Source organism: Streptomyces sp. NPDC044063 (assembly GCF_056434285.1).
In genome coordinates this window covers 744602-771125 of record NZ_JBWKFM010000001.1, presented here as the reverse complement: position 1 = coordinate 771125, position 26524 = coordinate 744602, and the positions used below count along the sequence as shown (strand labels likewise).

23 protein-coding genes are annotated in these 26524 nt (G+C 68.5%); 10 read left to right on the top strand and 13 right to left on the bottom strand.

Features of this window, described 5'->3' with window-relative positions:
- The first annotated feature begins 224 nt into the window (after window positions 1-224).
- The 9 genes from AC07BS_RS03565 (at window position 225) to AC07BS_RS03525 (ending at window position 8621) form a co-directional block, all read left to right on the top strand.
- Window positions 225-494 (top strand): hypothetical protein, encoded by a 270-nt coding sequence (locus AC07BS_RS03565; RefSeq protein ID WP_311610535.1) that lies wholly within the window; start codon window positions 225-227, stop codon window positions 492-494.
- Window positions 460-990, top strand: a complete 531-nt coding sequence (locus AC07BS_RS03560) for a DUF6879 family protein (protein WP_478929904.1) — start codon at window positions 460-462, stop codon at window positions 988-990. The genes AC07BS_RS03565 and AC07BS_RS03560 overlap by 35 nt, the downstream gene beginning before the upstream one ends.
- A gap of 16 nt (window positions 991-1006) precedes the next feature.
- Window positions 1007-1855: a helix-turn-helix domain-containing protein gene (locus AC07BS_RS03555; RefSeq protein ID WP_478929902.1), complete on the top strand. Its 849-nt coding sequence runs from the start codon at window positions 1007-1009 to the stop codon at window positions 1853-1855.
- 569 nt (window positions 1856-2424) lie between these two features.
- Window positions 2425-2898 (top strand): helix-turn-helix domain-containing protein, encoded by a 474-nt coding sequence (locus tag AC07BS_RS03550; RefSeq protein WP_478929900.1) that lies wholly within the window; start codon window positions 2425-2427, stop codon window positions 2896-2898.
- Window positions 2898-3023 carry a hypothetical protein gene (locus tag AC07BS_RS03545; RefSeq protein ID WP_478929898.1) on the top strand — a complete coding sequence of 42 codons (126 nt, stop codon included), beginning with the start codon at window positions 2898-2900 and terminating at the stop codon, window positions 3021-3023. Before AC07BS_RS03550 ends, AC07BS_RS03545 begins: the two co-directional genes overlap by 1 nt.
- 93 nt (window positions 3024-3116) lie before the next feature.
- Window positions 3117-4850, top strand: coding sequence for an asparagine synthase-related protein (locus tag AC07BS_RS03540; RefSeq protein WP_478929897.1), 1734 nt, complete (start codon window positions 3117-3119; stop codon window positions 4848-4850).
- The gene (locus AC07BS_RS03535; protein ID WP_478929895.1) at window positions 4844-5548 is read left to right on the top strand and encodes a lasso peptide biosynthesis B2 protein; all 705 of its coding nucleotides are present in this window, start codon (window positions 4844-4846) and stop codon (window positions 5546-5548) included. Before AC07BS_RS03540 ends, AC07BS_RS03535 begins: the two co-directional genes overlap by 7 nt.
- A 170-nt stretch (window positions 5549-5718) precedes the next feature.
- A complete protein-coding gene (locus AC07BS_RS03530; protein ID WP_478929893.1) occupies window positions 5719-7569 on the top strand; it encodes an ATP-binding cassette domain-containing protein in 1851 nt (616 codons plus the stop codon).
- 32 nt (window positions 7570-7601) lie between these two features.
- Complete coding sequence (locus tag AC07BS_RS03525) at window positions 7602-8621, top strand: PIN domain-containing protein (RefSeq protein ID WP_478929891.1); 1020 nt, start codon at window positions 7602-7604, stop codon at window positions 8619-8621.
- Window positions 8622-8786: 165 nt separating this feature from the next.
- On the opposite strand, the gene AC07BS_RS03520 is transcribed toward AC07BS_RS03525, so the two are convergent.
- Window positions 8787-10166, bottom strand: coding sequence for a Shedu anti-phage system protein SduA domain-containing protein (locus AC07BS_RS03520; protein WP_478929889.1), 1380 nt, complete (start codon window positions 10164-10166; stop codon window positions 8787-8789).
- A gap of 1525 nt (window positions 10167-11691) precedes the next feature.
- On the bottom strand, window positions 11692-11868 hold the full coding sequence (locus AC07BS_RS03515) for a hypothetical protein (protein WP_478929887.1): 177 nt from the start codon (window positions 11866-11868) through the stop codon (window positions 11692-11694).
- 670 nt (window positions 11869-12538) lie between these two features.
- On the opposite strand from AC07BS_RS03515, the gene AC07BS_RS03510 reads away from it, so the two are divergent.
- Window positions 12539-12778 carry a hypothetical protein gene (locus AC07BS_RS03510; RefSeq protein WP_478929885.1) on the top strand — a complete coding sequence of 80 codons (240 nt, stop codon included), beginning with the start codon at window positions 12539-12541 and terminating at the stop codon, window positions 12776-12778.
- Here AC07BS_RS03510 and AC07BS_RS03505 read toward each other — a convergent pair.
- From AC07BS_RS03505 to AC07BS_RS03455, 11 genes are all read right to left on the bottom strand, one after another.
- Complete coding sequence (locus AC07BS_RS03505) at window positions 12766-13449, bottom strand: NAD-dependent epimerase/dehydratase family protein (protein ID WP_478929883.1); 684 nt, start codon at window positions 13447-13449, stop codon at window positions 12766-12768. The two genes, AC07BS_RS03510 and AC07BS_RS03505, sit on opposite strands and share 13 nt — an antisense overlap.
- Complete coding sequence (locus AC07BS_RS03500; protein WP_478929881.1) at window positions 13446-14171, bottom strand: coenzyme F420-0:L-glutamate ligase; 726 nt, start codon at window positions 14169-14171, stop codon at window positions 13446-13448. The genes AC07BS_RS03505 and AC07BS_RS03500 overlap by 4 nt, the downstream gene beginning before the upstream one ends.
- On the bottom strand, window positions 14168-15229 hold the full coding sequence (locus tag AC07BS_RS03495) for a hypothetical protein (RefSeq protein WP_478929879.1): 1062 nt from the start codon (window positions 15227-15229) through the stop codon (window positions 14168-14170). The genes AC07BS_RS03500 and AC07BS_RS03495 overlap by 4 nt, the downstream gene beginning before the upstream one ends.
- On the bottom strand, window positions 15226-16110 hold the full coding sequence (locus tag AC07BS_RS03490; protein ID WP_478929877.1) for a phosphoenolpyruvate carboxykinase (ATP): 885 nt from the start codon (window positions 16108-16110) through the stop codon (window positions 15226-15228). The genes AC07BS_RS03495 and AC07BS_RS03490 overlap by 4 nt, the downstream gene beginning before the upstream one ends.
- Window positions 16107-17273 carry a methionine adenosyltransferase gene (locus AC07BS_RS03485; RefSeq protein WP_478929875.1) on the bottom strand — a complete coding sequence of 389 codons (1167 nt, stop codon included), beginning with the start codon at window positions 17271-17273 and terminating at the stop codon, window positions 16107-16109. Before AC07BS_RS03485 ends, AC07BS_RS03490 begins: the two co-directional genes overlap by 4 nt.
- 1 nt (window position 17274) lies before the next feature.
- Window positions 17275-18195, bottom strand: a complete 921-nt coding sequence (locus AC07BS_RS03480; protein ID WP_478929873.1) for a Gfo/Idh/MocA family protein — start codon at window positions 18193-18195, stop codon at window positions 17275-17277.
- Entirely contained in the window at window positions 18195-18971 is a 777-nt protein-coding gene (locus AC07BS_RS03475; RefSeq protein WP_478929871.1) for a sugar phosphate isomerase/epimerase family protein, read from the bottom strand. Before AC07BS_RS03475 ends, AC07BS_RS03480 begins: the two co-directional genes overlap by 1 nt.
- Before the next feature lie 637 nt (window positions 18972-19608).
- Window positions 19609-20850 carry a helix-turn-helix domain-containing protein gene (locus tag AC07BS_RS03470; RefSeq protein ID WP_478929870.1) on the bottom strand — a complete coding sequence of 414 codons (1242 nt, stop codon included), beginning with the start codon at window positions 20848-20850 and terminating at the stop codon, window positions 19609-19611.
- Between the two features lie 283 nt (window positions 20851-21133).
- Window positions 21134-21736: a DciA family protein gene (locus AC07BS_RS03465; protein ID WP_478929868.1), complete on the bottom strand. Its 603-nt coding sequence runs from the start codon at window positions 21734-21736 to the stop codon at window positions 21134-21136.
- Window positions 21733-24150 carry a hypothetical protein gene (locus AC07BS_RS03460; protein WP_478929866.1) on the bottom strand — a complete coding sequence of 806 codons (2418 nt, stop codon included), beginning with the start codon at window positions 24148-24150 and terminating at the stop codon, window positions 21733-21735. The genes AC07BS_RS03465 and AC07BS_RS03460 overlap by 4 nt, the downstream gene beginning before the upstream one ends.
- A 1184-nt stretch (window positions 24151-25334) precedes the next feature.
- A complete protein-coding gene (locus AC07BS_RS03455; RefSeq protein WP_478929864.1) occupies window positions 25335-26513 on the bottom strand; it encodes a type III PLP-dependent enzyme in 1179 nt (392 codons plus the stop codon).
- Between the last annotated feature and the right edge of the window lie 11 nt (window positions 26514-26524).

Sequence of the window (26524 nt, the reverse complement as noted above, 5' to 3'; positions counted from 1 at the left end):
GTGCCGTATCGATGGCCTCGCGCGTAGTGGGCGGCAGGTGGCGTCCTTCAACGACTCGCAGTTTGCGCAGCATGGCCCGGCAGCGGGGCGAGGGCACTCCGGAGACGAGAGGTGGACCTGGGCGCTCCCGGCAGCTCTCCAGCGCCCGGCCACCCTTGACGCCCCGCTGGCGCAGGAGAAGCCTGGCGCAAGTACGCGCAACCGACTTGCTACAGGAGGGGACCGTGGACCTAACCTTCATCGGGATTGACCCGGAGACCACCGGGGGCGGCTCGCCGACCGTGTGGGTGCACGACGATACGGCCGACCTGGTTCTTCAGGGCGAGGAGGCCGAGGAGTTGCTGAAGGCGCAGATCGGCGAGACGGACTGGGTGCCTGGTCATGACCGGGGCATCCCCGCGCACGAGACCGTGATCCGTATTCCGGCCCGCATGGTGCCGATTTTGAGGGAGGCGTGTGATGTCGCAGAACGGCGTGCTGCCGGACTTCGCTGAGCTGCTGGGCGGTGCACAGCACACTGCCGTGCACCTGGAGATGCGCGACCTCTACAGCGTTGGCGATGAGAGGAGCGGCTTCGAAGAGTTTCTGCGGACTGGCCGAACCGACCTCGACCCGGACTCGCCTTTCTGGCAGGGCTGGACCCCGCTGGTGCGTGAGGCTGTCGGCCGAGGTGTGATGATCCGGCGGGCCCGGATTGTCTCCGAGCCGGTTACCGACTATATCCGTTGGGAGCACGCCCTGACCTCGGTCAACCTCGCCGTCGGCGAGCAAGTCCGCTGGCTCCCGCGTCGGCTTGCTTCCGACATCGCCCTTCCCGGAAACGATCTGTGGCTGATCGATGACCGCCGGGTCCTCTTCCACTGGTTCACTGGTGATGGCGACTGGGCCGGGCACGAGTTCAACGAAGACCCCGCCGTAGTGAAGATGGTTGTCTCCGCGTTCGAGGCCGTGTGGGAGCGCGGCGTCGATCACGAGAAGTTCACCGTCTGATCCGCCCAGTACACCCATGTCTGCCTCTCCCTCCTCCAGCGCCCAGGCGGCCCGGGAAGCCCTTGCCGTGCGTCTGTCGCATCTCCGCAAGGACGCCGGCCTGACTGGTCGAGAGTTGTCTGTCCGGTGCGGCTGGCACCCGGCGAAGACCACGCGGCTCCAGAAGGGGGAGGCCGGACCCACCGACGCCGATATTCGTGCGTGGTGCGCAGCTTGCGGTGCAGAAGACCAGATAGAGGACTTGATCGCCACCGCTCGTACGGTGGACTCCATGTACCTGGAGTGGCGCAGGCTCCATAGGTACGGCATGCGCAAGGTGCAGGAGGACTTCTACACCCTGCACGAGCAGACCAGCGTGTGCCTGGTCTACGCCTCCAACGCGGTGCCCGGGTTCCTCCAGACCTCGGCCTACGCCACCAGCCTCATGCAGTCCATTACGGACTTTCAGGGCACCCCAGACGATGTCACCGAGGCCGTTGCCGCCCGTGTCGCTCGCTCGCGGTTTCTCTACGAGGGAAACCGCCGTTTCGTCGTGCTCCTGGAGGAGTGGGTGCTGCGGTCGCGCATCGGGGATCACGACACCATGACGGGACAGCTCCGGCACCTGCTCACGGCCATGCCGCTGCCGTCTCTCTCCCTCGGTGTCATCCCGTTCACTGCCCGCCGTCGGATGTGGCCCCTGGAGGCGTTCTACGTCTACGACGACCGGCGTGTCCTCGTGGAAACCCTCACCGCGGAAGTCAATGTCACGCAGCCTCGCGAGCTCGCCGACTACCGCAAGGCGTTTGGGGAGCTGTCACAGATGGCTGTGCATGGTGCTGCTGCGCGTGCCCTGATCGAGTCGGCTCTCAGCGCCATTGGGTGAGTCTGCGCAACAACTCGCAATTACATTGAGGGTCCTCCCCAGCGCTCCCTACCGTCGATGAGGTCGCCGGGTACCTGGCTTCGACAAGGATTCCGCACCCGGCGGCACTTCAACCCGGCAGCTCTCCCACGCCCTTCCCCGTCGTGATCAGGGCTGCCCTCCTATTGGAGGTCACCGTGAAGCCCGGTTCGCCGTCTCCCCCCTCTCTCCCCGAGTGGTTGCACGAGGGCGCGCGCGTCTTCGACCCGGACACGCATAGAGAGGCCATCGTGCAATTTATCGGGGAGTGGGAGGATCCGAACACGCGGCGCCGGTACCGGCGGGCGGTCTTCCTCCGCCCCGAGCGCGGCGGCCGTGAGTGGGTGGTCGAGAACCCGGGGGCGCTGAGAGAAGCGCCCGGCCGTTGAGCTCCTGCGAGTACGAGCCGATCGACGTCACCCATCTGGCGAAGGCCGTGTTAGTGCCGTTCCTTGGTGCCGTGGTTGCGCCCGCTGTCGCCTGCTCGCCAGGCACGGCATCGCCCGCACGCAGAGCGCACCGCCTCGGTCGGGCCCCCGTCTTGGATCCGAATGTTCTGCCGAACAACTGATACATCAACCCGTTCCTCCTGGAAGGGGGCCGCCATGGGCGAGATCAACAAGGTTGTAGGTGTCAGGATCAGCAAAGGGCGAAGGCGCCGAGGGATGTCGCAGCGTGATTTGGCGCTGAATATCCGCCGGTCGGAGTCTTGGGTGAGCCAGGTGGAGCGCGGTGCTTTGCCGTTGGACAGCCTCGCCATGGCGGAGAAGGTGGCGGGGGTGCTGGAGATGGACCCGGCTTTTCTCCTCGCTCTCGATGTGCGGTGGGCTCGAACGAGCGGCCGTATTTCGGCAGGTCAGAGCGCTCTTGTCACTTCGTTGGGACGGCAGGGTCTAGACCGTTCCGCAACGGTGCTACGGGGTCGCAACCTGGCTGCGATCCAAACGCCTGTGTTCGGGGTTGACTGTCTCCCGAGCCGCACCGGAGACCCGGGCAGCGCATCCATCCCGAAGGGGAGGCACTGATGAACGAGCAGTCCGACGGATTCGCTCCGCAGATCAGCGAGCACGACGTGGACGAGCTCACGCTCGGCGACAAGACCTTCAACAACGCCGATGGCTCGCAGTACTGGGAGTCCGAGACCACCTGAACCTCGGCCTCTTCAGGTACATCGATAGTCACCCTCCGGGGCCCAAGCACACACGGCTTGGGCCCCGGCCCATGCCCCGGAAGGGAGCGCGCGATGAACAGCACGTTCGAGGTGATGTGGACGGCCGGGACCGGCCCCGGCACGGCCGTACGAACCGGCGGCGGGGCCACGATACGTACGGCCGTCGACGGCCCCATACAACTGACGATCGTGGGCGATTGCGGCGCCACCGAGGAACAGCTGCACTCGGCACTGGGCGCGGTCTCTGACGGCAGGTGGGCGGAGCTGACGACGTGGACCGGCTCATACTGGGCCATCGCCGATCGCCCAGGTGAACGGCTGGTCGGCGGGGACCTCGCCGGCCTGCGCGCCCTGTTCTATCGGCTCACCGGCCAGGCCGTCCGATGGGCGAGCCGGGCCCGTGACCTGGCCGACGGATCGCCTGACCTGCCGCTGCTGGCCGCCCGTCTGGTGGCCACGGATCACTGGACCGACCGCAGCTTCTACCCCGGTGTGCGGGCCGTGCCCGGGGGCCAAGCACTGTTGCTGACCCGCGGCCTGGTGCGGCTGATCGACGTCACGGCCGTGCCCGGCCGGCGCTCCCTCGACGAGGGCGCCCCCCTCTTCGGCCAGGCCCTCACAGACGCGGTGGCGCTGCGCATGCGCAGCGGGGCCGGGCCGGTCGGCGCGGACCTGTCCGGCGGGCTCGACTCCTCCACAGCTGTCCTGCTCGCCGCGCCTCTGGGCGAGGTCCGCGCGATGACCTACAGCGACCCCTACACCAGCAGCGAGGACACGGCCTTCGCCATCCGCGTTGCCGAGCACGCTGGCGTCCGCCATCACATCGCCTCCGGCGGGCCTGCTCAGCTCTCGTTCGACTTCGCCGAGGGCGTCCCGGCCGGTGACGAGCCGTGCCTGAGCGCGGCGAACTCGGCTATGGAAGCCGCTTACCTCGCCCCTGTCGCCGGGCTGCGCTGTCACCTGACGGGGCACGGTGGCGACGTCGTCCTGAGCATCGGCTCGGCCCGCTTCGCCGGCCTGCTCCAGGCCGGTCACCGCCGCGAGGCGCACCGGAAGGCCGTCGCCTGGGCGCGGGCCCAGAACACGGCGCCGGGCCCCGTCTGGCACCAGGTCAAGGACGCGGCCGTCGGCTATTCTTACGCGCTCGCCCAGGCCGCGAGCCAGGTCGCCTCCGGGCGCCTCCCGGCGCACGGCCGGGTGAGGGCGTGGTCGTGGGTGCAGCTGGGCGCTGCTGCGTCCTGGCTGGCCGGCGACGGGCGCGAAGCGGTCTCGGGCCTGCTGCGGCAGGCCGCGCACCGGGCTACGGACCGGCCGGCGGTGGAATTCGCCCAGTGGGATGCGTTGCACTTCACCGGCGCCTGCTCCCGGGCCGCCGCCCCGCTGGACGCCTCCCGCCGGATACGCCCCGGGCACCCCTTCCTCGACAACCAGGTCGTGCGAGCCGCGTTCGCCGTAGACCCCTTCGACCGCCCCCACGTCTTCAAGGCGCTGCTCGCCGCCGCGCTCCCCGAGCTGCCCCGGTGGCTGACTAGCCGTCAGTCCAAGGGCAATTTCACCTCATGGAGGCTCGCTGGCCTGGCCCGGCACCTGCCTCGCCTCCGGGACCTCATCCGCACCTCCCCGCTCGTCTCCGGGGGCCTGATCGACGCGGGCGCGGCCATACGGTCGCTGGACGTCCTGGCCCGGGGCGAGCACTCCATGGGACTGGCCGACCTCCACATGTTCCTCGTAGCCTGCCACTGGCTCGCCCACCCGCCCACACCCGCGCCGGCCAGCGGACACGCGGAAGGGACGACACGGTGCTGACCACACCCGAAGGGGTCCATCACGCCTCGTGCTGCGAGGGCACGGCGATCCTCGATGTCCGCTCCGGCCGGTGGGTGATGCTCGATCCGGACGCCTCCCGCATCTGGCAGACGGTTCTCGCGCGCGGCACTACCGAGGGCCTCGCCCGCGAGATCGCCGCCTGGTGCGGGGCGGACGAAGCTGCTGTCGCTCCTGCGGTCGCGTCGACCGTCGAGCAGCTGCTGGCCCGCGGGTTGCTCACCGACGCCCCCAGGCACGAAGGGCCGCCCGTCATCGAAGACGCGGCGCAGTCGCCTGCCGTGGCTGCGTCGGCGCGCGTTCCCTTCCCCTTCCGCATGCTGGCGGTGGTGGCGCTCGCTGTGGCCCTGGCCGTTTTGCGGCTGCCGCTGCGAGCCCGGATCTGGCTGCTGCGTGCCACCTCCCACCTGCCCTATGCCACACCGAAGGACCTGGGGCTGCTCCACGCGGCCGTGCTGTCGGTGCGACCGCCGTGGTGGAGGGGACGGATCGCGTGCATCGAGACGAGCCTGACCGTCGTGGTGGCCGCCGCCTTGGCGGGGCGCCGGGTTCGCTGGGTGCTGGGCGCCCGGTTTCTCCCCCATGCCGCCCATGCCTGGACCGAAGTCCCCGGAGCCGCGGCCGGACGCGATGGCCAAGACGCCCTGGACCGTCCGTGGATGCCGGTGCTCACCACCTGAGGACTCTTCACTCGTATGGGTGATTTAATCCTATCGAGGTTGACGCATTGGGGTGGTGGCCTGCGGAGACGCATCCCGGCTGGGACATATCGCCCTTGCCGACGCGGAGAATTTACGAGCGTCATAGGCGGGTGACACACCCCACCACCGCCCCGGGCTCGGCCCCCGTGATGCATCTCAAAACCGGCCGCCACTTCGACGCCTCCACCACACTGAGCACCCGGCAGATCGCCCGCCGCCTCCCCTCCGCCCTCGCTCGCGCGGCGCGTCTCGGATGGCGCACCGACCGGCCGGCGGTGATCCGCCTGGTAGCCGCCCAGGTCTCGGCAGCCGCCCTGACCGCCGTCGCTCTCGCCGCGACTACCAGCGTCCTGTCCACCCTCTTCACCACCCGCACCGACATCACCGCCGGGCTCCGTCATTCCGTCGTACCGCTGGCGCTCCTGGCAGTTGCCGCCGCAGGCCGGTATCTGGCCGATAGCTTCGCCCGCGCCGCCGCATCCCGCCTCGGGCCCAAGGCCGTCCGTGAGGCCGACCTGGCCGTCATCGACGCCGCCACTGGCGCCGAACTGGTCGCCTACGAGGACCCCGACTTCATGGACGCCTACCGGGCGAGCAGTGAAGGCGCTCATGCTGCCGGAGACCTCATCACCAGCGCCCAGATCCTCACCTCCGCCGCCGCGCAACTAGCCGCGGCCGCCTCGATCGTGACTGTCCTCCACCCGGTGCTGCTGCCGCTACTGGCCTTGGCCGTCCTTCCCCGGGCCTGGGGAGCCGTACGGGCCGCGAGGATCGAACACACCTCCCACCACCGCAGCATCTCCGATCGTCGGCTGCGCCAGAGCTTCCGCGACCACATCACTGACCGCAACACCGCCCCCGAGGTCCGCGCCGCCACCATGGCCCCCTACCTCACCGATCAATACCGGGTAATCTCCACCCGCCTGGAAATCGAACAGCTCTCCGCCGCGCGCCGGGCCCTCCTCGTAAAAGGCGCGGGCGACACCATGGCGCAGACGGCAATGCTTCTCACCTGGGGCATGCTTGTTGCGCTCGCCGCGTCCGGCCGCATTCAGCCCGCCGCAGCCGGGGCCGCCGCTGTGGCCATGCGAACCTGTGCTACTGCGCTGTCCTCCGCCGTAACCACGGGGGCCATCCTGTTCAAGCTCTCCCTGCTCCTGGACGACTGGTCACGCTTCCTGACCGTCGCCCGACACTGGGCGAACCGGCGGGGCACCGCGCCCCTGCCCGCTGGCGGTCCGCACACCATCACTGCCGAAGCGGTGTCGTTCGCCTACCCCGGCACCACCACGCCCGCACTGGACGGCATCACGCTGGAAATCCGGCGTGGTGAAGTCGTGGCGCTGGTCGGAGAGAACGGCTCCGGCAAGACCACCCTCGCCAAGATTCTCACTGGTCTCTTCCTCCCCACCAGCGGACGCATCGCATGGGACGGCATCGACCTGTCCGAGGCCGATACAAACGCAGTAATGGGCGCGGTGTCGCTGGTACCCCAGGACTACACGCGGTGGCCGCTCGCCGCGCGGGAAAACATCACCCTGGGGCAGCCCCGTCCAGGCGGAGACGCCGCCGTTCACGCTGCCGCACAGGCTGCCGGGGCCGACACGGTTATTGCCGCTCTCCCCGACGGCCTGGACACCTCTCTGGCCCGCTCCTGGTGGGGAGGACACGATCTCTCCGGTGGCCAGTGGCAGCGAATTGCCATCGCCCGCGCCTTCCACCGCGACGCCCCGGTACTCGTCATGGACGAGCCCACGGCCGCGCTCGACGCCCGCGCCGAGCATCAGGTCTTTTCCCGGCTGCGGGGACTCGCCGGCGGCCGTGCCGCCCTGTTCATCACCCACCGCCTGGCCAACACCCGGCTCGCCGACCGCATCATCGTCCTCGACCACGGCCGCGTCACCGAGATCGGCACCTTTGATGAACTCATCACGGCGGCAGGGCTGTTCTGCGAGCTGTACAAGCTCCAGGAAGGCATGGACGACTGCCCAGAGGACTAAACCCGCTACGGGAACACTACTTGGTTGGGGTCGTGGCGCTGGAGGGCGGCGACGCCGGAAACCCAAGGCGCAGCGGCGGGCCGCGCTGGCAGGATCACCGCATGCTCATCACACCGCGCCCCGGCGCAGACCGGAAGAACATCCGGCAGGCTCTCAGCGGCGTCCATACCACGGCGATGAACCTGCAGCGGCCGTACGGCAGCGCCTTCGAGGGGTTGCTGGCGTATCTGGAGTGGGCCACGGAATCCGCGCGAATGCTGCGCTCCCAGATCAGCGACCGGGACCTCGATCTGCTCGTGTTCACCGACCGCTACCGGGCTCTGTTGGGCAGCTGCGGCACCCTCGCCGGGACCGCCCAGCAGCGCCTCGTGAACGGCTTGGTCCAACTTGAGGTTGCCGAACGGGTCGAGGCGTTCGAGGCGGCCGTGGCCGCGCTGGATACGCGGATCGGTCGGTGGAGCCAGCGGGAGGTGTTCGTCGTGGCCGACTCCAGTTTCTACATCCAGAACGAGGTGAAGCTGGCCGACGTCGACCTGCACGAGGTGCTCGACGCGCCACGCTGGCAGTTCGTGCGGCTGCTGTTCCCGATCGTGGTGGTCGACGAACTGGACGACCTCAAGGACGCCAGCAAGCAGCGGGCCCGCTGGCGCGCTGCCCACACGCTCGGTCTCCTCGACGGGGTCCTCAAAGGCGACACCCACGGGGTCCTGCACAAGGGCGAGCACACCGTTCAGGATGGTGAGACCCGCGGCAGGGTCAACGTGGAGATCGTCCTCGATCTCCCCGGCCACGTGCGTCTGGACCGTGCCGATGTCGAGATCATTGACCGGACCGTGGCCATCCAGGGCCTGGCCAGCCGCGACGTGCGGTTGCTGACGTGTGATACGAGTCAGCACACCCGGGGCCGGGCCGCCGGGCTGCAGGTGACCAAGGTGGCGACGAAGGACCCCGGGGACGAGCCGGATTGGTCGGCCCCGGACAAGTCAGGCACTGGCGTACGCGCGCAGCGGCGCGCCCGGCAGGGCGGAACCCAGGCTCCGCCAGCAAGTTGAGAGTTGAGCACCGCGGCAGTAGCACTGCGGATGTTGCACGCTGGCCACCTGGAGTAACCCACCAGCTCCTTGGAGGCTGCCGTGAACGGTGCAGTGCCTCGCGACAAGGCCGTCAGAACCAGCTGCCTCGCTGAAGCCCCCTCTCCGGGAAAGATTTGGACGGCTTTATGGTTGCCTTCCAACCCCGAGAGCTCGCTCTGCGCTGTCCAAGAGATCGGCATACGTGAGTACCTGAACTCTCGACAGGTGTGAGTTGTAGGAGCGGATCGTCTGCTCTACCTGCTTACGCTCGATTTCCGTGTTGCCCGCACGGCCAGGGTGCCCGATCACCACGATCCCACCTGCGCGCCGGTAGTCATAGCTGATCCCGAGATCGTTTTCATGAACCGTCTGTAGCCCCATGCCGGTCTCATCCATCGTGCGAAGGTAGTTCATACACTGGCCAACAGCCTTGTGGACTTCACTGGAGACGATGAAGTGATTTCGGTGACGCTCAACGATCTTGCACTCTGGCCCCTTTAGCTCAACGATTTGAAGACTTCCGTCAGCGCATACAAGTGGGATGTCATGCTGATCCAAGGGCATCAGATCACGTCGCTTGGCGATGCCTACGTACTGTCCTCCGAACACCCAGTACAGATCCTTGAGTGCCTTTTGCATGGTTGTTTCGTTGGACCTGCTGTCCAGAGCAAGTTTCTGGAGTGTAGCCACCGTCTTGCGGCGTTGGTTGATGACGGCGGCTTCTGCGGCTGAGAGGCCCTCTGGCGTCGAGACTAGCCCGGATACGACGTCGACGATGTCGTCTCTCTGAGCGAGGAGACGTCCGAACTCCACGGCACTGACAGAGGATTCTTTGTTCAATTTCCGTAGCTGTGCGATTCGATCTGCTGCGGATTGAATGAATTCCCTGTACCCCATCTCGGGGCATGGCTCACGGACGTAGTCGTCATTTTCTCGATTGAAGGTGAGGTAGCAAATGTTGCTGTATGTGCCATCCCCGATGAGTTCGCGGAAAGCGCTTGCGTATCGGTCCAAGACGCTTTGCAAGGGCGCTGTGGCTGCGGGGTCTTCAAGTAGCTGGTTCTGCCAACGTCTCGGTTTTGTGGTTTCCTCTGTCTCTTCGAGGATGAATATCCGGCCAATGAATGGTGTGAGATGTGCGACCGTCGATCGTCGGTACGACTGCAAGAGGCCAATGGAATCTGCTACCGCTTCGGAGATTCGGTTTCTGAAATTTTGCCTTGCGCCGATGCCGGACTGGAGCACTATTTCCATAACGGCGATCGGAACGCCATTGTCCAGAACGACAAGGTCCCAGAGATTACCGCTCGGTGAGTAGGCGCTGGGAAGGGACTTTCTTAGCTCCGTGTGGATGGAATCGGCGTCGACTCCGGCCCTTACGAGGTCATCTGTGATGAACTCCATGATGGGCTGCCAGACTTGCCTGATGGATACTACCCCGCCCTCGTTCGGGCGGCTGTAGTGGCGAGTCCAGCAGGCCCGGACCGCATCGGTTGCCGGGTGTTGCGCATCTCTGTCGACCATGCAGGACATGTTGCCAGGGGGGTCTGACAGTGAACCTGCAAGGCTGACGGGCCATATGGGCATGGGTGTGCGCCCTGGACACCTGAGTCCAGCAGGAGGTGCCCACATCCTGCCGAGTCCCACCTGGTCAGGCGCCATTGTCAGAGGCTTCTGGTATCCCACCCCCATGGGACTTTCTCCTGAGCAGCCGGCTGCCGTGTACGCGATGTACCACCCCGGCTACGGGGCGGTCAAGGCAGGGGTCTGCCTTGAATCACGGCAGAGGATCCGCGGACACGAACGCCGTGGATGGGTTCTGCTGGCCGACTTCAGCACCCCCACGGCCCTTGATGCCAAGGCGATCGAGCGGGCGGTGCTCGACAGCGTTGCGCCCCGGGTGTGGGAAGCGAGTGGCTGGGGCGCCCGCAACATCGACGGCTTACCCGGACACGGCACTATCGCGGGTTGTCGTCACTGCGGGGCCCCACCTGCCACTCCTCGTCTTCGGCTACTGGAGGGAGCATTCCTGTCCCCGGATCAGATGCCTCAAGGGGGTCGTTCTGAGACGTTCGATGCTGGGCTTGTCAGCCCCGAACGCATGCGGCTGGCTTTGTACTTCGCCGAGATCGCACAGAGGTCCCTTCGCTACCCCGCGCGGACTGATGAACTCGATCCGTTTGAGGTGCGCCGCGACCAGGTAACCCGAGCCGTCCTCGCCGAACGGTACCGCCGCCCAATCCGCTGATGGCTGGCTGGCAGGGAAGTTGCCCCGACCGTTCAGATGGCACGGCCGTTCGTACGCGGATGATGTTCATTGGGCGATCACCTCGGGCGGGACGACCACCGAGAGATACACGCGGGTTCCGATTCCGTCGCGCATCGGTCTGTAGGAGACCGGCCCGCAGTTCCCTGCCTTCTGCGTGGCCTCGGCGAGGCGCCGTACTGCCCGGTCCTCGCCCATAAGGCGGACCTGGACGGGCTGGGGGCCTGTGGCTTGCTCGGGCGACGGGGCCACCGTGGGTGAGGGGCCGGTCCCGAGTCGGCGGCGGGTCACTCGTCCTCCCCGAAGCAGAGGCATGCTGGACAGCTCTCGGTGGGCTGGACGGGGCGCGGCAGCCGCCACAGATGCAGGGGTGGCAATTCGGGAGCCGGATCGGGACACAGGTCTCGACATGCTGTTTGAACCATGCCTTCGCGTCGGCCTCGGCCCGGTAGCCGGTGCCGTCGCCGCGGTCGATGTGTCCGTACTGGCCGCAGGCGATCGCACTGTCCGGGGTGAGGCTGAAGCCCCAGGCGCCAGGGGCTACATCCCAGGCCCGGCGGAGGGTTTCGAGGGTGCTGTCCTGGCGGCCGCCTTCGAGCTGCTGGGCGGCCTGCCGGAGCAGGATGCGGGTCTGCTGCTGGCGCCCTGTCTGGGTGCGGAGCAGAGCGGTGGGGAGTTCGTCCCGGGAGACATCGAGCGCGAACCAGCGCTTCGCGGCCTCGGCCGGCCCGGTGGGGGGAGCGGCGAAAATCAAGGACTCGCCCGCCCACTCATACGTCCCTGTCATACGTCTACCTCCTTCTTGCTGGTCCGCAGCTGTATCTCGACGGTGCCCATGGAGAAGAGCACCGAGGCGGCGCGGTGCAAGTAGCCGGACAATTTCCCGGCGGCGTGTACGGCTTCTTCCAGAGCCTCGATGACTTCTCCAGCGACCTCCGCAGGGTCGATGCCGTCATCCATGCGAATGAGCCCACGGCAGCATGCAGACGTACGGCGGTGGTGAGCTGTTCGAGACCTGGGGTATCCGGTCGACGAGCCGGACCACGGCCTGGGCGGTCTCGCTGACGAGCGGTGGGTGCGGCAGCGCGCTCGGGGAGAAAGTCGCGTGGTTGAGGCCTGAATCAGGCCGGCAGCGTCGCCGGCAATCCGGGCGGGGGATTTCTTCGAGGGCATGATCACCCTTTCGTCTTCGTCGGAACCCTGGGCAGGGGAACGGCGCCCAGAGCATGGCGCGAGCCAGCGGCCCGTGGCCGTTCAGCAGGTGAGCCGCCCGCTGACTGCGGGAGCCCTTCCATCATGGGCGGCCAAGAAGAGACCTACGCGCAGCTCGCGGACGCCATCGAGGTGACCCCGAGCCTGACGATCGTCCTGGAGACGGCGACTGAGCAGTCCATGGCCAGAGCGGCCGGGCGTACCGGTGGGGAGGACGTGCGCGAAGACTGGGACGTGCTCGACGTCCAAGCGAGGCTGCGGGAGACGATCACGGAGATCCTTTCCTGTCCGTCCGCGTTCCGAATATCGGGCCGACGGTGCGCATCGACGCCTTGCAGGAGCGGGCCGCGGTGCTGATGGACGCCTGGGATGCCCTGGCTGAACATAACCTGATCCCGGCTCTGCCCATGGAGGAAGCGTGACCACGGTGATAGGCAAGCGGCCGTCCGACCGTCTGCGCGGCGCCCTTGAGGAAGCACAGCAGGCCGGGCAGATCGTGCAGGCGATCGGAGCCGCGAACGCCGTGGCGGCCCGTATCGCCGCGAATGATCAATGCCTGGCCGGTGGGATCGGTTGGTCTGCGAATATTCCGCCCTGCCAGCGGTCGGTGAGTGGTTCGGAGGCAGGGTGGTCAGCGGCGCTGTCCTACGGGTGGTAGCCGAGTTCGTCCCACCCGGTGCGTGGCCACCACTGTTCGGGGTTGTCGGAGGTCGCGTAGGTGATGAGGAAGGGATGGGACAGGGGCCGGGTAGCGGCTGCGTGGAAGAAAGCGGTGGCGTCTCGTGGGCTGAGCCATGTCGCCTGGTGACGGGGTTCGCTGGGGTGGGGGCGGTAGCTTCCGATGCGCACGGCGACGACGGAGATGTCTTGCTTGCTGGCGTAAAGAAAGCCGAGAGATTCCATAGCCGTTTTACTGACCGCGTAGAAGCTGTCCGGGGCGTTCTCATGGCGTACTGACGAAGCTGACTGGGGCCGTACCGGTTGCATGCCGGTGGCATGGTGGCTGCTCGCCAGGACCACACGTGCGACGCCGTGCCGTCGTGCGGCCTCAAGCACGTGGTAGGTGCCGATGATGTTGTGCTCGCACACCTCGTCGAACCGGGCTTCGTGTGTGATCCCGGCCAGGTGAATCACCGCGGAAGTCCCGGCGACCGCGTTTTCGGTGGCGCGGAGATCCCGCAGGTCCGCCTGAACGAATTCCGCTCCGCTTTGCGGCTGCTCGGCCGGTGGGCGCTGGTCGAGCAGCCGCAAGGGAAGGCCCATGGAGGCCAGGTCGGCGGCAAGGCGGGTGCCGATGGTACCGCTGGACCCAGTGATCAGCAGGCTCACGGGCGGTGGTGGAGCATCGCGGACACGCCTTCGTCATCGGCGTCGAACATGATGCCGCGCAGGACGACGACCGGGGCGCCGCGGCCTCGCTGGCCGAGGATGATCCCGGCTGCCGCCGTGATCATGTCGACGAGGGTCTCCTCCTGGCGCTTGCCGCCTGGTGCTTCGGAGACACGCAGAGGTGCGATGCCGGCGGCGCCGATGGCAATGACGGTGGAGCCGCGCCGGTCGGCACGGCCGTCGGAGTCAGCGATGACGACAGCGACCCGGTTGCCGGTGGCTTCGGCAAGTTCGTCGCGCAGGCGTCGGGCGGAGCCGTCGGGATCGGCTGGGAGCAGCCAGGCACCGCCGGGGTCGGCGCGATCGACGCCGGCGGAAGTGAGCTGGTAGCCGAGGTGGTGCTGGGCGATGATCGGGCCGCGGTCGGTGGCGAGGAAGTGGCTGGTGGATTCGTCGAGGATGAGCTGGATGACCTCGGCCGGTTTCCCCGTACGGGCTGAGAGCTCGAGTGCCTCCTGCGTGGGCGTGACGGTGTCGAGGCTGACGTGGCGGCCCTCGGCGACGGAGACCGGCTTGGAGGCGATGACCACGATGTCACCGGAGTGCAGGACCTGGTCGTGGTCGTGGAGTGTCTTGGTGATGGCCTTCGAGATCGAGGCTCCTTCCTTGATCTCGGGGAAGGGCTCGAGCGCGAACGCTTGGAAGGCGGAGGTGATGTTCACGGGGTCATCTCCTGGAGAGTGGTCTCGTTGGTGATCCAGCGGACGAGCCGTTGGTGGGCATCGGTCAGTCGAGCTCCGCGCGCGGTGATGGACAGTTGGGGCGTGGTGAGCCAGGTGCGGATGCGCTCGATGTAGAAAGGCCACAGGGTAGTGGCGGCCTCTACGGCCGGGGCGCCGTTGCGCACTGTCTGCCAGGTGGTGAAGAGGGGGGCCGGCCACGGGTCGGCTGACAGCTCGGGCGTGTGGGGAGCGAGTCTGTCCAGTTCGGTGACCATGGCGGTGAGACGGTCGGCCGGGAGGGGTCGGTCAGTCAGCTGGTAGGCGACCTTGCCAGGATGTGCTGCCGCCCGGAGAGGGCGTGCGGCGGTGACGGCCAGCAGGACGGGCACGGCCTGCTGGAAGATCGCCGGGAGATGTGGGAAGGAGGGGGCGTGCTGCTTGGTGCGCTCCAGATGGACGCTGGTGATCCGTTGTCCGCTGCGTGCCGCTGCGGTGACTAGGAAGGCGTCGATGCCGTAGCCGTCCACGCACTTCTCCAATTCGTGCGGGAGGTTGCGGCGGTGGGTGAGTGCGAGGGTGCAAGCTTCGCCCGAAAGGGCGATGTCGCCAGCGAGCGGTCGCGGGAGATCAATGCCGGTGGTGGCCAGGAGAGGGCGGGCGATGTGGTGGGTGAGGTTGCCCTCGTCCCAGTACCGGCGGTAGTCCGCGACAGCGCAGTCGGCACCTACCCATGCTGCGTCGAGGAGCGCGCGGTACATGGCCGGGTCGGGGTTGCGGGTGTCGGTGTCGGCGATCAGCACGACAGTGTCCGGCGGCATCTCGAGGAGCTGGAGCGCGTGGAGGACTTGGCGGCCCTTGCCTGCGGGGATCTGGGTGATGGGCAGCTTGCGGGCGCGGGTGGGGACGGCGGAGAACGCCGTAGTGGTGGCGGGGTCCGGAGAACAGTCGGCGTTGATGATGAACGCGGTCGAGTCGTCGAGGGCCTGGTCGACGGCGGCCGTGACGGCGGCGATGGTGGCGGGCTCGGAGCGGGAGGGGAGTATGGCCACGGCAGTCACGACATCAGCTCCTCGATCAGGTCGGCGGCGGCGTAGGCGGTGGGTGCGTGTAGGTAGAAGAAGCGGGACTTGCCGAGAAGGGCGATCAGCTGGGACCGCCACCGGGCGCACCGCGGGGTGTCCAGCGGCCAGGTTGTCCCGTACGGCATGCCGGTCAGGCCGTTGATTGGAGTGGGCAGGCCGGTGATGTAGCGGGCGAGGTTCTCGTGCAGGCGCAGCAGTTCGGCGCTGGAGAACGGTGTGGCGGGCGTGGTGAGAGCCTGCGAGTGGGGATGGACGGCGAGCCGGACGATCAGAGCTATGGGGGCTGGTGCGGCCTGGAAGCCGTCTCGGAGGTCGAGGACGGGCTTTGGCCGATAGAACCTGCCAGTGTCTGCCGGACGGACGGCCGCGGTGGGCTTGCCTGGAAGGGCGAACAGCTCGCCGTCGGCCTCGCGCAGGACTAGGAGGTCGTCGCCGGCATGGGTCCATCCCCGCTGTGCCAGAGCCAGTGCGGTGGTGGTCTTGCCTGCGGCTTTGTGGCCGATGAGCAGCACGGCTCGACCCTGGCGGGTGACGGCGGTGGCGTGCACGGTGACCATACGGTGCTGTTGGCGGGTGCGTTCGAGGGCGGTGTAGGTGATGAAGGCGAGGGCAGCGGAGTGCGCCGCCTGCTCCGTCAGTGCGAGAGCGACCATCCCCTCTTCGGTGACCTCTACCTGCCCGGGGCCGGCGGTGATCTCAAGGGTCATCTGGGTGTCGGTGTCGTGCTGGGGCGGGCTGGGCGTCCAACCGCCCGGCAAAAGGTGTGCGACGTCCGGGGAGGGGAGTGGGTGCCCGGTCGGCAGGTGAAGGTTGGCGGTGGCGTAGCCGGTGGTGAGCGTGGTTCGGCCGGTCATCATGGCGAGCGCTCCAGTTGGTCCAGGAGCTCGGCCATGGGTTGCACCGTGGGGCGGTAGCGTTCACCGCTGGTGAGGTCGGTGAGCCAGTCGGTACGGGCCAGTACCTCTCGTACGAGTTCCTCGGCTTGGTCTGGGTCCGCGTCGATGGTGATCTCGAGGAGGGCCGGCTCAGGGTAGGGGGAGCCGATGCGCCAGACTGCGGCGACGCGGGACGGGCCGAAGTGTTCGCTCAGCTCGGCGGCGGCTTGGTCCACTAGCCAACCGCCGACCTTGCCTACGTGGTATGCGGGATTCTTGCCGAACAGTGCCTCGTTGCCCGCACCCTGGGCGGGGGTGATCAGGCCGGAGCGGGCGTTGCCTCGACCGACGAGTCCGTCTTCGCCGTAGTCGACAGCGGAGCCTGTGACGGTGAAGTACTGGCCCGACAGCGGCCCTGTCGCGCTCCCCCGGGTGTTGGCGTGGATCCGCACCGGTCCGGGCAGACGCTCGGCTAGCAGGATCTCCAGCTCGGCGGTGGCCGCGATCAGCAACTCCTGGAACTCCAGCGCGCTTTCCATGGTGCCGGCCAGCGCTGGCACGCACACTGTCAGGTCCCACTCGTGCCCAATGCGCACCGCGAGGGCCTTGATGTCGCTGCCGGCCCACGGCAGGGAGCGCAGGTAGGACTCGGCCACCAGCGCGGCGGTCTCGGTGCGGGTGCGCGGGGCGGTGCCGACAAGAAGTGCGGTGTCGTTGGAGCAGACGCTGCCGCGTTCGGGAAGGTCGGCAAAGCCGCGGGGCGTGAACCAGTGCGCGAACTTCGAGGAGTCAGTGGTCTCGTGGCGGATATCGATGAGGGCCCGGCCGTAGCCGGGCAGCGCCGCCTGGAGCTGTTCGTGCGCGGCCTGGGCGAGGATCTCGCGCACAGGGAGGGGCTGTCCGGCGAACGAGGTGGAGGCGCGGCCGCCGAAGACGATTCGCAGCGGCCGGTCGTACGTGCCATCGGCCGCGCTGAAGAGGGCGCGGCCACCAAGGACGGCGACCTTGTCGAGGTTGTGGTGCAAGACAGCGCCGAACTCGCGCTGGCAGTACTGGGCGTAGCGGATGGAGGCGAGCTCGGCGATGCCGTCAGCGAGGGTGTCCGGGTGGCCGATGCCTTTGCGTTCGACGATCTCGACAGCCACTTCATGCGGCCGGAGAGTGCCGGCTGTGTGCATGACGGTAGACATGGTCGATGACCTCCAGCGGGTGCCGCAGGGCGGACAGGGGGAACAAGCACGGGTGGGCGGGCTGCCCATGATGGACGGCGCGCAGGGCCCGGTAGAGCTGGCCGCGCAGCGCCTGGTGGGTAGGGGCCTCGTCAGTGAGGCCGAGGCCAGCTTCGAGGTTGCGGCCCCGCACCCGCCAGGTAGTGCCGTCGGCGTCATGGAGGGTGACGTCGTGACGGGCCGGGCCCGGGTCGTCGACACGGGCCGAGATCGTCAAGGCCCGGCCGCGCGCGAACTCGATCTCGGCATGGACGCGGTCTTCGGTCTCCGAAAGCTGACGCCATCGGACGGTCTGCGCGGCGCAGCCGGTGACCGGGTGGTCGCCGAGCAGGCGCAGCGCGAGAGCCAGGCCGTGGATGGCCTGCTGGTGCAGGACTCCTCCGGCCGTTGCCGCGGTGCGCCGCCAGTCCCGGTAGTAGTGCGGGTCACGGCGGCAAGCGAGCAGGATCTCGGCGCGCACTGCTTGCGGGGGCCGGGCCAGCAGCGTGTGCAGGCCGGGAGCAAAGTGCGGCTGGAAGGCGACATAGATGCGCTCGTCGCCGGGCTGTGGTGCGAGATCGTCGACGTCGAGCGTGGCCGGCTTCTCCACCAGGACCGTCGCTCCCGTCCGGGCGGCATCCCGGGCGATGGCCAGGGCGATACCGGGCGGGGTGGCGACCACGGCCAGGTCGGGCCGGAGCAGGGTGAGCGCCTGGCGGTGCCCAGCGAGCACGGGCACGCCCAGCGGGTGCTGGTGCGCCGGGTCGGCCACGGCGACAACGTCGAGTTCAGGTATGTCGGCGAGCGCGGACAGGTGCTTGGTCCCGACCTCGCCCGCCCCCACTACGAGGGTGCGCATCACAGCCCCGGGAGCACGCGCCGAAGGAACTCCGCGCCTTGCTTCAACGCTGCGGCGGGGTCGTCCTTGACGTGGGTTTCCAGCGCGTACGGCAGACCGGGGTGCTCCCGGTGGAGCACGGACAGGAGCTGGGGGTAGGGGACGTCGCCGGTGCCGGCGGGACAGAACGCGCGGATCTGCCCGGGAGGCTGTCGGAAGTCCTTGACGTGGACGTACTCGGTGAAGGGTGCCAGGGCGGTGACCGTTTGCTCGTCTGCGGCGCCGACTTCGTGGAGGTTGCCGAGGTCCAGCCACAGACCCAGGCCCGGGTGGCGGTGCAGCACGGACAGAAGCCGGTCGGGGCTGGCTACCGTGCACACCGGTTCGTTCTCCAGCAGCAGCCGTACCCCCGCCGTGTGGGCGCGCTCCAGCGCCCAGGGAAGCAGAGGGTCGTCCTCGAAGTCGTCAGTCAGGTCGGGTTCGGCCCGCAGGTGGGAGAAGACGCGGACCCGATCAGTGCCGAACAGGCGGGCGACGGTGAGGGCCCGCTCGATCCAGCGGGTGCGGTCCTGAAGGGGTACGCGGGTGGGGAACCCGAAGCTGTCGACACGGCCCACGGTGGCCTCAGGGCGGCGCCACTTCCACAGCGGCGATGCCAGGGCGGCGACCCGAAGGCCCCGCGCCTCGGCCATTACCCGGATCTCCTCGATACGCGGGTCGCTGAGCATCAGCAGGTTGGAGCCCCATGAGGTGCGCATCTCCAGCCAGGCAATGCCCAGCGAAGCGGCCAGGTCCATGCCGCGAACCGGGCTTTGGCCCAATTCATCCGGGTTGAGGACAAGGGTGTCTTTCGAGGCGACGACGTCCACGACGCTCCTCCAGGTCGACGGGATCTCTGGAACGAGAAGCCCCTTGTGGGCCCACCTGGCGTGCGGTGGGCCCCACAAGGGGCGGTTGAGCCGCTACGTCAGACGGCCCCGGTGTGCGGGGGCGGCGGGTCCGGAATCGGCGGAGGAGGCGGGGGTGGAGGCGGAGGAGGCGGGGGCTGGGTCGGCGCGTCCCAGCTGGGGATACTGATAGGTGCCACGACAGAACTCCCTTCGAGACGGGTGTCTTTTGTGGTCCGTCCCGTCGCCGCCGCTTTCGGATGCAGCCGGAAGCCATCGCGCGGCGGCGGGGTGGTCATGGAGCACGGCGTTGCGGGCACAGCCCGACGCCAGCCCGGCCCAACGCAGCGAGCCGGGAGTGTTCTCGGTGCGAACGGCCGCACCATGTGCGGATGCGACAGCCTCCACGGGCACACGCCCCAAGGGCTGATACGAGGAAACCGCGTCGCGCCGGATGAAGGAACAGACCGAGCCATCGCCAGCATGATCGCCAGCGGCGAGGTGATACACGGTGTAGCAGTCAGCCTCCGGCTTCCCCGGAACAGGACTAGCGCATCGCCACGTTCATGTGCTTAGCCAGAGGCACCAGCCCATCGACGCGGCGACGGCCCTTGCCCTCAAAGATCTGCTGGACCGTGTCACGGGCAAGGACCTGGTAGCGCATCCACTCCCCCGCCATGGTCTGCACGCGGGTCAGGGTGGCCACCGCGTCGGCAAACCGGGACTCCCAGGTCTGGGCCTGCGCTACGTCCAGCAGATGCCGACCACGGGTTGCGGGCGGCAGACGGCGGGTGGGAGAGACCTCCTTCGCGAGCCTCAGTGCCTCGCCAGAATGGCCCTGGGCCATGGCAAGCTCGACGGCGACCATCGAGATCTTGGACGGCCCGAACGCCGATCCGTGACCGCCGTTCACGTAGTCCATGCTGTCCGCACGGACCACCGTGGTACAGCGCTTCGCCGACGCAAGCAGCTCCGCAGCTCCATCGAAGTCTTCCTGGCGGGAAGCCGCCGTCACCGCCGACAGCATCAGTCGGCCCCACATCCGCAGGGCCGCAAAGTCAGAGCGTGCCATGCGCGGGTTGAGCTCCTCCGCTGCGCCCACGGCCAGTTGTGCTGCCAGCCCCGGCTCCCCCTGCCGCAGCAGCACCCACGACAAAGCGTTACAGCCCGCCGCGACCAACAGCCGGTCCTCCGCTTTGTCCGCCGCCGCCATGGCCTTCTCCAGCGCGGACCGCGCCAGGTCGTCCTGAGACAGATGGACAGCAACCATCGCCGCGACCTGATAGGCCCGGCTCAACTCCGCCGACGCCACACGCCGGCCAGAACGCGAGGACTCACGCACAGCGGCCTTCGCACCGCTCAGTAGGCCCGGCAGCCCGGCGACCAGACCCGAGAACTCCCCATGGTGGTACTGGCGCCACAAGATCTCGACCGTATGGCGTAGCTCGTCGGCCTGCGGAGCGCGCTCCGCCCCGGCGACCGCGGCCAAGGGAACGCCGGGCACCTCATCGAGGGCCAGCACCGACCGGCGTAGCGCGGCGACACTGGCACGATGCCCTTCCTCCTGGCGCAGCGTCTGGGGCTGTCCGAGGAGTGCCTGGGGCTTCACGTCGAGGGCACGGGCCAGCTTGGCCAGGGTGCCGATGAGGGCGGTGGTGCGGCCATTGCGCTCCAGCACGCGGATGGTGGCCGTGCTCACCCCGGACTTGTTGCTGAGCTCCTGCTGGGTGAGACCAGTCTGGGCCCGCAGACGAGCCAGGTTCTCGCCGATCGTGGGCTCATCAGCCATCGCACGCTCCGTTCCTGCCGGGACCGTACTGGGACGGTACCCCTGCCAAGCCCTCCAGCCGAGAGAGCTGGAGATAGTTGCCGTGTTCAGTGGGCCACCTGGGCTGGCAGCGGACTGCTACTGCGTTGCGGACAGCCCCATGAAATGGGGGCGGGCCCTCGACGATATATCCGGGGCCCGCCCCCATCTCCGTTCAGCACCCGAGCGCCCGACGATGGCCAGTAACGAGCAGGCCCTTGCTCATCTCAGCTCCTGCATCGCGGCGGTCTGCCGATCCACCGCCTCAGCGATGGTCGGGTCCACCCGGCACGGAGGTACGGCCTCGCGTGGGCAGGGAGCGCGCGGTGGTACCCCTCCGAGGCGGTCTGCCGAGTGCGCACCAGTCCAGCGGGCGTGACTGTTTGCGGGCCTGGGCCGGCGGCCATGCCGGGACTTGCCTTCCGGGAGCAGGTGCCAGAACGTGCAGGTGCGGACGTTCGCGCGGCGGCCCCGTGGTGTTGGCTGCCGCGATCAGCTTCGGAGCGCTCCAGCGCAGCTTGGTGCCGTAGTCCGGTGCGCCTGGGGCAATGTGCAGGCGGCCGGTGTCCGCGTCGAGCGCAACCGCGCGGGTATGCCCGGCGAGTTCTGGCGCGGCCGCGGGGAGAACGTCGTGCCAGTGGGCGAGGACGCTGCCGCCGGCTGCCGGGGCGGCCAGGCCACGCTCGGTCATCATCATCGTGATCGCGGCACCTAACCCGAGCGGCTCGCGGCCGTCGCGTCGCAGGACCTGGCCGGTGTGCCGCTTTGGCTTCGCCTGGCGGAGGCCGCCGGCGTTCTTCTTCGCTGCTTCCCGGGCCGCGACCAGGGCCTGACGCGCGAGGTCGACCCCGCTCGGCTCGGTGCTCACGCGATCACCGCCCCTGCCTTCTCGCTGTTCAGCGGCCGGGCGGCCAGCTCGGTCAGCCGGGCCGACCACGACGCGGGGGCGGACTGCTCGGTACGTGCCGCCGTCTGCTCGCGCGCCTGCTCCAAGCGCGTCGCCAGGAGGCACTGGGCGGTGCGCGCCCGCGCGGTGTCGCTGGCTTTCGTCGCAGCGGCGATGGCGTCCGCGCCGGTGGGGTTCGCCCGGAACCAGCGGCGCTTCTGTTCGGTCTCGTACGCTCGCCGCGCCTCCGCATCAGCTTCCTCGGTACGGCCCAGCGGCCCCAGGGCGCTGCTGCGGTACTCCTTCAGGGCCTGCTCCACGGCCTGGAGTGCGGTGAAGGCGAGCGCGGACGCTGCCGCGAGCGGGTTCGCCTCCAGCTCACCCGGCTCCAACAGCTCCAGGAACTGGTCGAGGGCGGCTTCGATGCCGGCTTCCAGCGTCACGCGAACGTGCTCGCAGACGGCAGCGACATCACCTGGGTCGGTCAGGTCGGCGGACCAGATGGCCGCGACCAGCCCGGCCTCCGTGATCGCTGCCTCGGTCCGGCGTCGGTAGCCGCACGCCTCGCACAGCCCAGCCGACCGCTCCTGCCCGCAGTCCTCGCACACCAGCGCCTGGCAGGCGGCTTCAGCGACGACGGCGGCCTGGCGCTCGCGCTCGGCCCGTTCCTGGGCATCCGCACGGGCGGCATCGCGGCCGGCTTGTTCCGCAGCGGCCTGCTCATGTCGCCGCGCGAAGTCTTGCGCCTCGACGGCGGTCTGCTGTCGCAGCCGGTCCTCGAGGACCCGGCGCCGCTCGCCGGCAGCGAGCCTGGGCAGCTCCCGGTCGACCTCTGCCGCGATCCGGGCACGCCGGGCACGGCGCAGGTGGATCACATTGCCGCAGTTCTCGCACTCGCCACCGGTGTCCAGCCGAATCCCGTCATCGCACCGCCGGTCCGAGCAGGCCCGCCGCTGCACCAGACCCCGGCGGATCAGCCACCCGTACGGGCGGTCAATCAGGGCCTCGCCGCCGGTCTCCTCAAGCCTGCCTTTCAGCCGGTCGGCCAGCAGCTTCGGCGCGGCCTCCGGCTGGGCCAGCAGCCCCGCCAGATGAGCCAGCTCCGTCTTCGCCGCCGCCTCGACCTGGCCCTGCTGCCAGCCGGACAACCGCTCCCACAACCCCGCGACCGGACCCAAAGCCACCCACAGACGAAGATCCGCCAGCAGGCCCACCCTCCGCTGCTCCTGCGCCTTTGCACCGCCCACGGCCTTCGGCCAGCCACCGGCCCCAGCCCCGGCAGCACGCTGCCCACCCTGCTCATCGACCGGGGAATCTGTGGGCTTCTCCCCGCGAAGCGGGCCGCCCTCGGCCACCGGCGACGCGGCCACGGCAAGGCCCGCCTCACCGTCGGCGGCCTGGTCCTCACGCATGCACGCGCGCTCCGGCCGACGGCCTTCACTCCCACGGCCTTGGCCGGAAAAACCCCCAGAGAGCGAGAGGGGAGAGACGGGAGTAACCAGGGGAGGGTGGTCAGTGTGAAGGGCTGCCGCAACGTCGGGCTCTGCCGCCCCAGTCCCAGCCAGCACCGGCAGGCCGCTGGCCTGCGGATCTGCCTCCAGCTCCAGCGCCTCGATAGCCCCTGCCGTAACGTCGGGGCCTGAAAACACGGGCTCCGGGGCCACTGCACGCCCCTCCCGGGCGCCGTCGGCACCGGTACGGCCATGCGCGGTGGCGACAGCCGGCACCATCAGGCGCGACCGGTTCGGGAGCCCGGATGCCGTCTGTAAGCGCACCCGGCGTACCAGGTCCCGGTTCTCCAGGCGCTCCAGCACCCGCTCCCCCGCCGACGCCGTGCAGCCCAGCAGCCGGGCCACCGTCGCCGCCGCACGACCACGCCGGGTATCCACCGCACCGCCGCACAGCCGTACCCGCCCGGTCTCCCGCGCCTCCAGCACCAGTAACAACAGTGCCAGCCGGTCCGTCGCCGCGCCCCGGCCTGTACGCGTACCGATCAGCCCAGCAGGGGTGACCCGGCCGTCCTTGTGCGTCCAGCCCGGTGCCATCACGGCCTCCATCAGCCGCAACAGCGTCGCGAACTCTTTTTTCGTCAGCGCCAGCGGATGCCCGACCACACCCTGCGCGGCCCACAACGGCAGCACCCGGCACTCCAGCCCGTTGTCCTGACCGAACTCGCCCTCCGCTGTGTCGACCGTGACCACACCGGACCGGCGCAAGCCAGGGAGTACCTCGGACGCGACGTAGGACGCGGACAGCCCTAACCAACGGCCCAGTTCGCTCGTACGGATCTCCACCACACCCGAATCCGACGGCGTCCGCGACGCCAGCACCACCACCGCCAACCGAACTGCATCCGGCGCACCGTCTAGGCCCGCCGCGTCCAACAGCGCACGCACCGCAGCACCCAGACGAGCACGCGCATCACGCCCTAACGCCATCGGACGACCAGGACCATGCACCGGCTCCGGGCTGGCCGACGCCGACCGCAGAGCGCTGCGCTGCCTCGGCACGTGAAGACGGACCGCAGCCGTCGCCGCGGCGCTCATCGGCCCACCCCTACGACGCAACCGGACGTGGACACTGAAGAACGGGCGCAGGAGATCATCCGGGCAGGCTCACCGGCTGACCCTGTGGACAGAGACCGGCCGCCGAATGCGAAGCGGCCCCCCTCCATACAGGTGGTCCGAAGCAGAGCCGGTGTGACACCCGAGGTCACACGAACTTTCGGACTAAGCGCGTAAAACCCCCCAAGCTGGAGAACGGATCTCGGTAGGCGGGGAACTCGTGCGCCCCGAATAGAGGGGAAATAGGCAGGGTGGAGCTGACAGGGGCCAGCGTATTCAGGCACTATGACGAGGACACCTTTCAAATACGCGGCCGCGCCTTCCCGTTAGGGCGGGCAGGTCGACCGGCGGATATGGGAGGTGGCGCCCTCTCCGTGAGGAGCGGGCAGCTGCAACGGGCGGGAGAGATCTCTCCTCTCATCTCGACGTGGGCCCCTGTGGTGGGGGCCCTGCGGACGGGCCGTTGTGGTGGAAGCGCAGCTGGTACTGCTGCGGCTGTGGTGGCCGTGGTTAGTGGCCAGTACTGCGGTTGTGTGGAACTGGCTCGATGAGCCGATGTTCAGATCCACCCGGGTGGTGCCGGGAGAACTGGGCGGCCGACACGGGTGGTGAATCCGGTCGGCAAGATGGGCCGCGAGTGCCCAGGCGGGTGGTTAGTCCGCCTTGGGCGCGCGGCTGGTGGCACCTAGGCCATCCCGACCCCCCTCGAATCCGTAGGCGGAGTCGGCATGCCGCCGCGCGGCGATCGCGAGGCCATCCTGCGTCGCCCCTCCCCGCATGATGGGCCGCGTCCAGGTACTTCTCTTGGCCAGCCGGCGCAGCGGATGCGCACACATGTCGCGATGGGGCCTTCAAGGGCGGACTGCCCCTGACCCCCGCCGTGCGGCAGCTAGGCTCTTAACGCCGAGGGCCTCAAAAGCTTCAACCTGAGACAGACCAGCCGCGTCCCGGAGCCGCTAGCAAAGCCGCGATGAGTGCTCGCGCCTCCTCCGGCCGGGTTTGTGGCGGCTGGTCGGTCACAGCGAACCCTCTCCCTCCACAGCGGCGTTCAGGTAGTGGAAGGAGGGTTTGGGGTGCATGAGGAAGTCGTGGTGAGAGATGTTCCAGGCGTACGCCCCGGCCATGGAGAATGCCACGACATCGCCGATGCCAAGCTGCTTGACCGGGACCTGGCGGGCGAAGACGTCCTTAGGTGTGCAGAGTTGCCCGACGAGAGTGACCCGCTCGTTGGCTAGGCGCGGTCCAGTGTGGTCCGACGGCAGCACGAGAAACGGGTGGTTGTGCTGCTTGGTCACTGGTGTCCTGATTTGCATGGTGCCGCCGCGGAGTACGGCGTACCACTGACCGTGCGCCCGCTTCATGTCCAGGGCCTCGGTGATGTACCACCCCGCGTACACGCTGATGGCGCGGCCGGGTTCGATCCGCAGGGTCTCCCCGGGCCGGGCCAGTGCCGCGATCTCTCGACCGTAAGCAGCCCAGTCGAAGTGGCGGTCCGGGGTGGTGTAGTCCACAGCCATTCCGCCGCCCAGGTTGAACTCCGGCGCCTCCACCTCGGCCTTCTCCAGCCACGGCCGGGCCCATTCCAAGATCTCTGCGGACTGGCGCTGCATTGCCGGCGCGTCGAGGCCAGAGGCGAGGTGTGCGTGGATCCCACGAAGTCGTACCCACGGTGCCGCAGCCAGGATGTTGCGGCAGTCCTCAATGAGGGTGGAATCCATGCCGAATGGCCCGGACATGGCGAGTGCAGCCCCTGAGCGGTCGCTGGCGAGGTTGACCCGCAAGAGGATGTCCACCTCGCGGGCGTTGCGACGTGCGAGATCGGCCAAGCGGGACAGCTCATAGGGGCTCTCGACGTGGATACGTTCGACGCCCAGCTGCAGAGCTAGTGCCAGTTCGTGATCGGTCTTGCCCGGCCCGCCAAAAGCGAGGCGAGCACGAGGTAGAACGCTGCGCACATGCTCGAGCTCGCCGCCGGAGGCAACTTCGATGCCGTCCACGTACGGGGCGACGGCGCGCAGAATCGGTGCCTCGGGGTTTGCCTTCGCCGCGTAGAAGATCTCCGGCGCCCCGGCGGTCAGCGATCCCTTGATGTGCTCGGCATGAGCGCGCAACGCACCGAGGTCATAGACGTAGGCGGGCAGCTGGCCCGACGTGGCCAGCGCCATGGCCCGCTCAGCAACGATGTCAGTGATCACTCAGAGGCTCC

What these genes read in the sequence shown, in the direction of transcription:
- AC07BS_RS03560 (WP_478929904.1), top strand. Translation starts at nt 460, where the DNA reads ATGTCGCAGAACGGCGTGCTGCCGGACTTCGCTGAGCTGCTGGGCGGT.
- AC07BS_RS03555 (WP_478929902.1), top strand. Translation starts at nt 1,007, where the DNA reads ATGTCTGCCTCTCCCTCCTCCAGCGCCCAGGCGGCCCGGGAAGCCCTT.
- AC07BS_RS03550 (WP_478929900.1), top strand. Translation starts at nt 2,425, where the DNA reads ATGTTCTGCCGAACAACTGATACATCAACCCGTTCCTCCTGGAAGGGG.
- AC07BS_RS03545 (WP_478929898.1), top strand. Translation starts at nt 2,898, where the DNA reads ATGAACGAGCAGTCCGACGGATTCGCTCCGCAGATCAGCGAGCACGAC.
- AC07BS_RS03540 (WP_478929897.1), top strand. Translation starts at nt 3,117, where the DNA reads ATGAACAGCACGTTCGAGGTGATGTGGACGGCCGGGACCGGCCCCGGC.
- AC07BS_RS03530 (WP_478929893.1), top strand. Translation starts at nt 5,719, where the DNA reads ATGCATCTCAAAACCGGCCGCCACTTCGACGCCTCCACCACACTGAGC.
- AC07BS_RS03520 (WP_478929889.1), bottom strand. Translation starts at nt 10,166, where the DNA reads ATGGTCGACAGAGATGCGCAACACCCGGCAACCGATGCGGTCCGGGCC.
- AC07BS_RS03515 (WP_478929887.1), bottom strand. Translation starts at nt 11,868, where the DNA reads ATGGATGACGGCATCGACCCTGCGGAGGTCGCTGGAGAAGTCATCGAG.
- AC07BS_RS03490 (WP_478929877.1), bottom strand. Translation starts at nt 16,110, where the DNA reads ATGATGACCGGCCGAACCACGCTCACCACCGGCTACGCCACCGCCAAC.
- AC07BS_RS03480 (WP_478929873.1), bottom strand. Translation starts at nt 18,195, where the DNA reads ATGCGCACCCTCGTAGTGGGGGCGGGCGAGGTCGGGACCAAGCACCTG.
- AC07BS_RS03475 (WP_478929871.1), bottom strand. Translation starts at nt 18,971, where the DNA reads ATGGACCTGGCCGCTTCGCTGGGCATTGCCTGGCTGGAGATGCGCACC.
- AC07BS_RS03470 (WP_478929870.1), bottom strand. Translation starts at nt 20,850, where the DNA reads ATGGCTGATGAGCCCACGATCGGCGAGAACCTGGCTCGTCTGCGGGCC.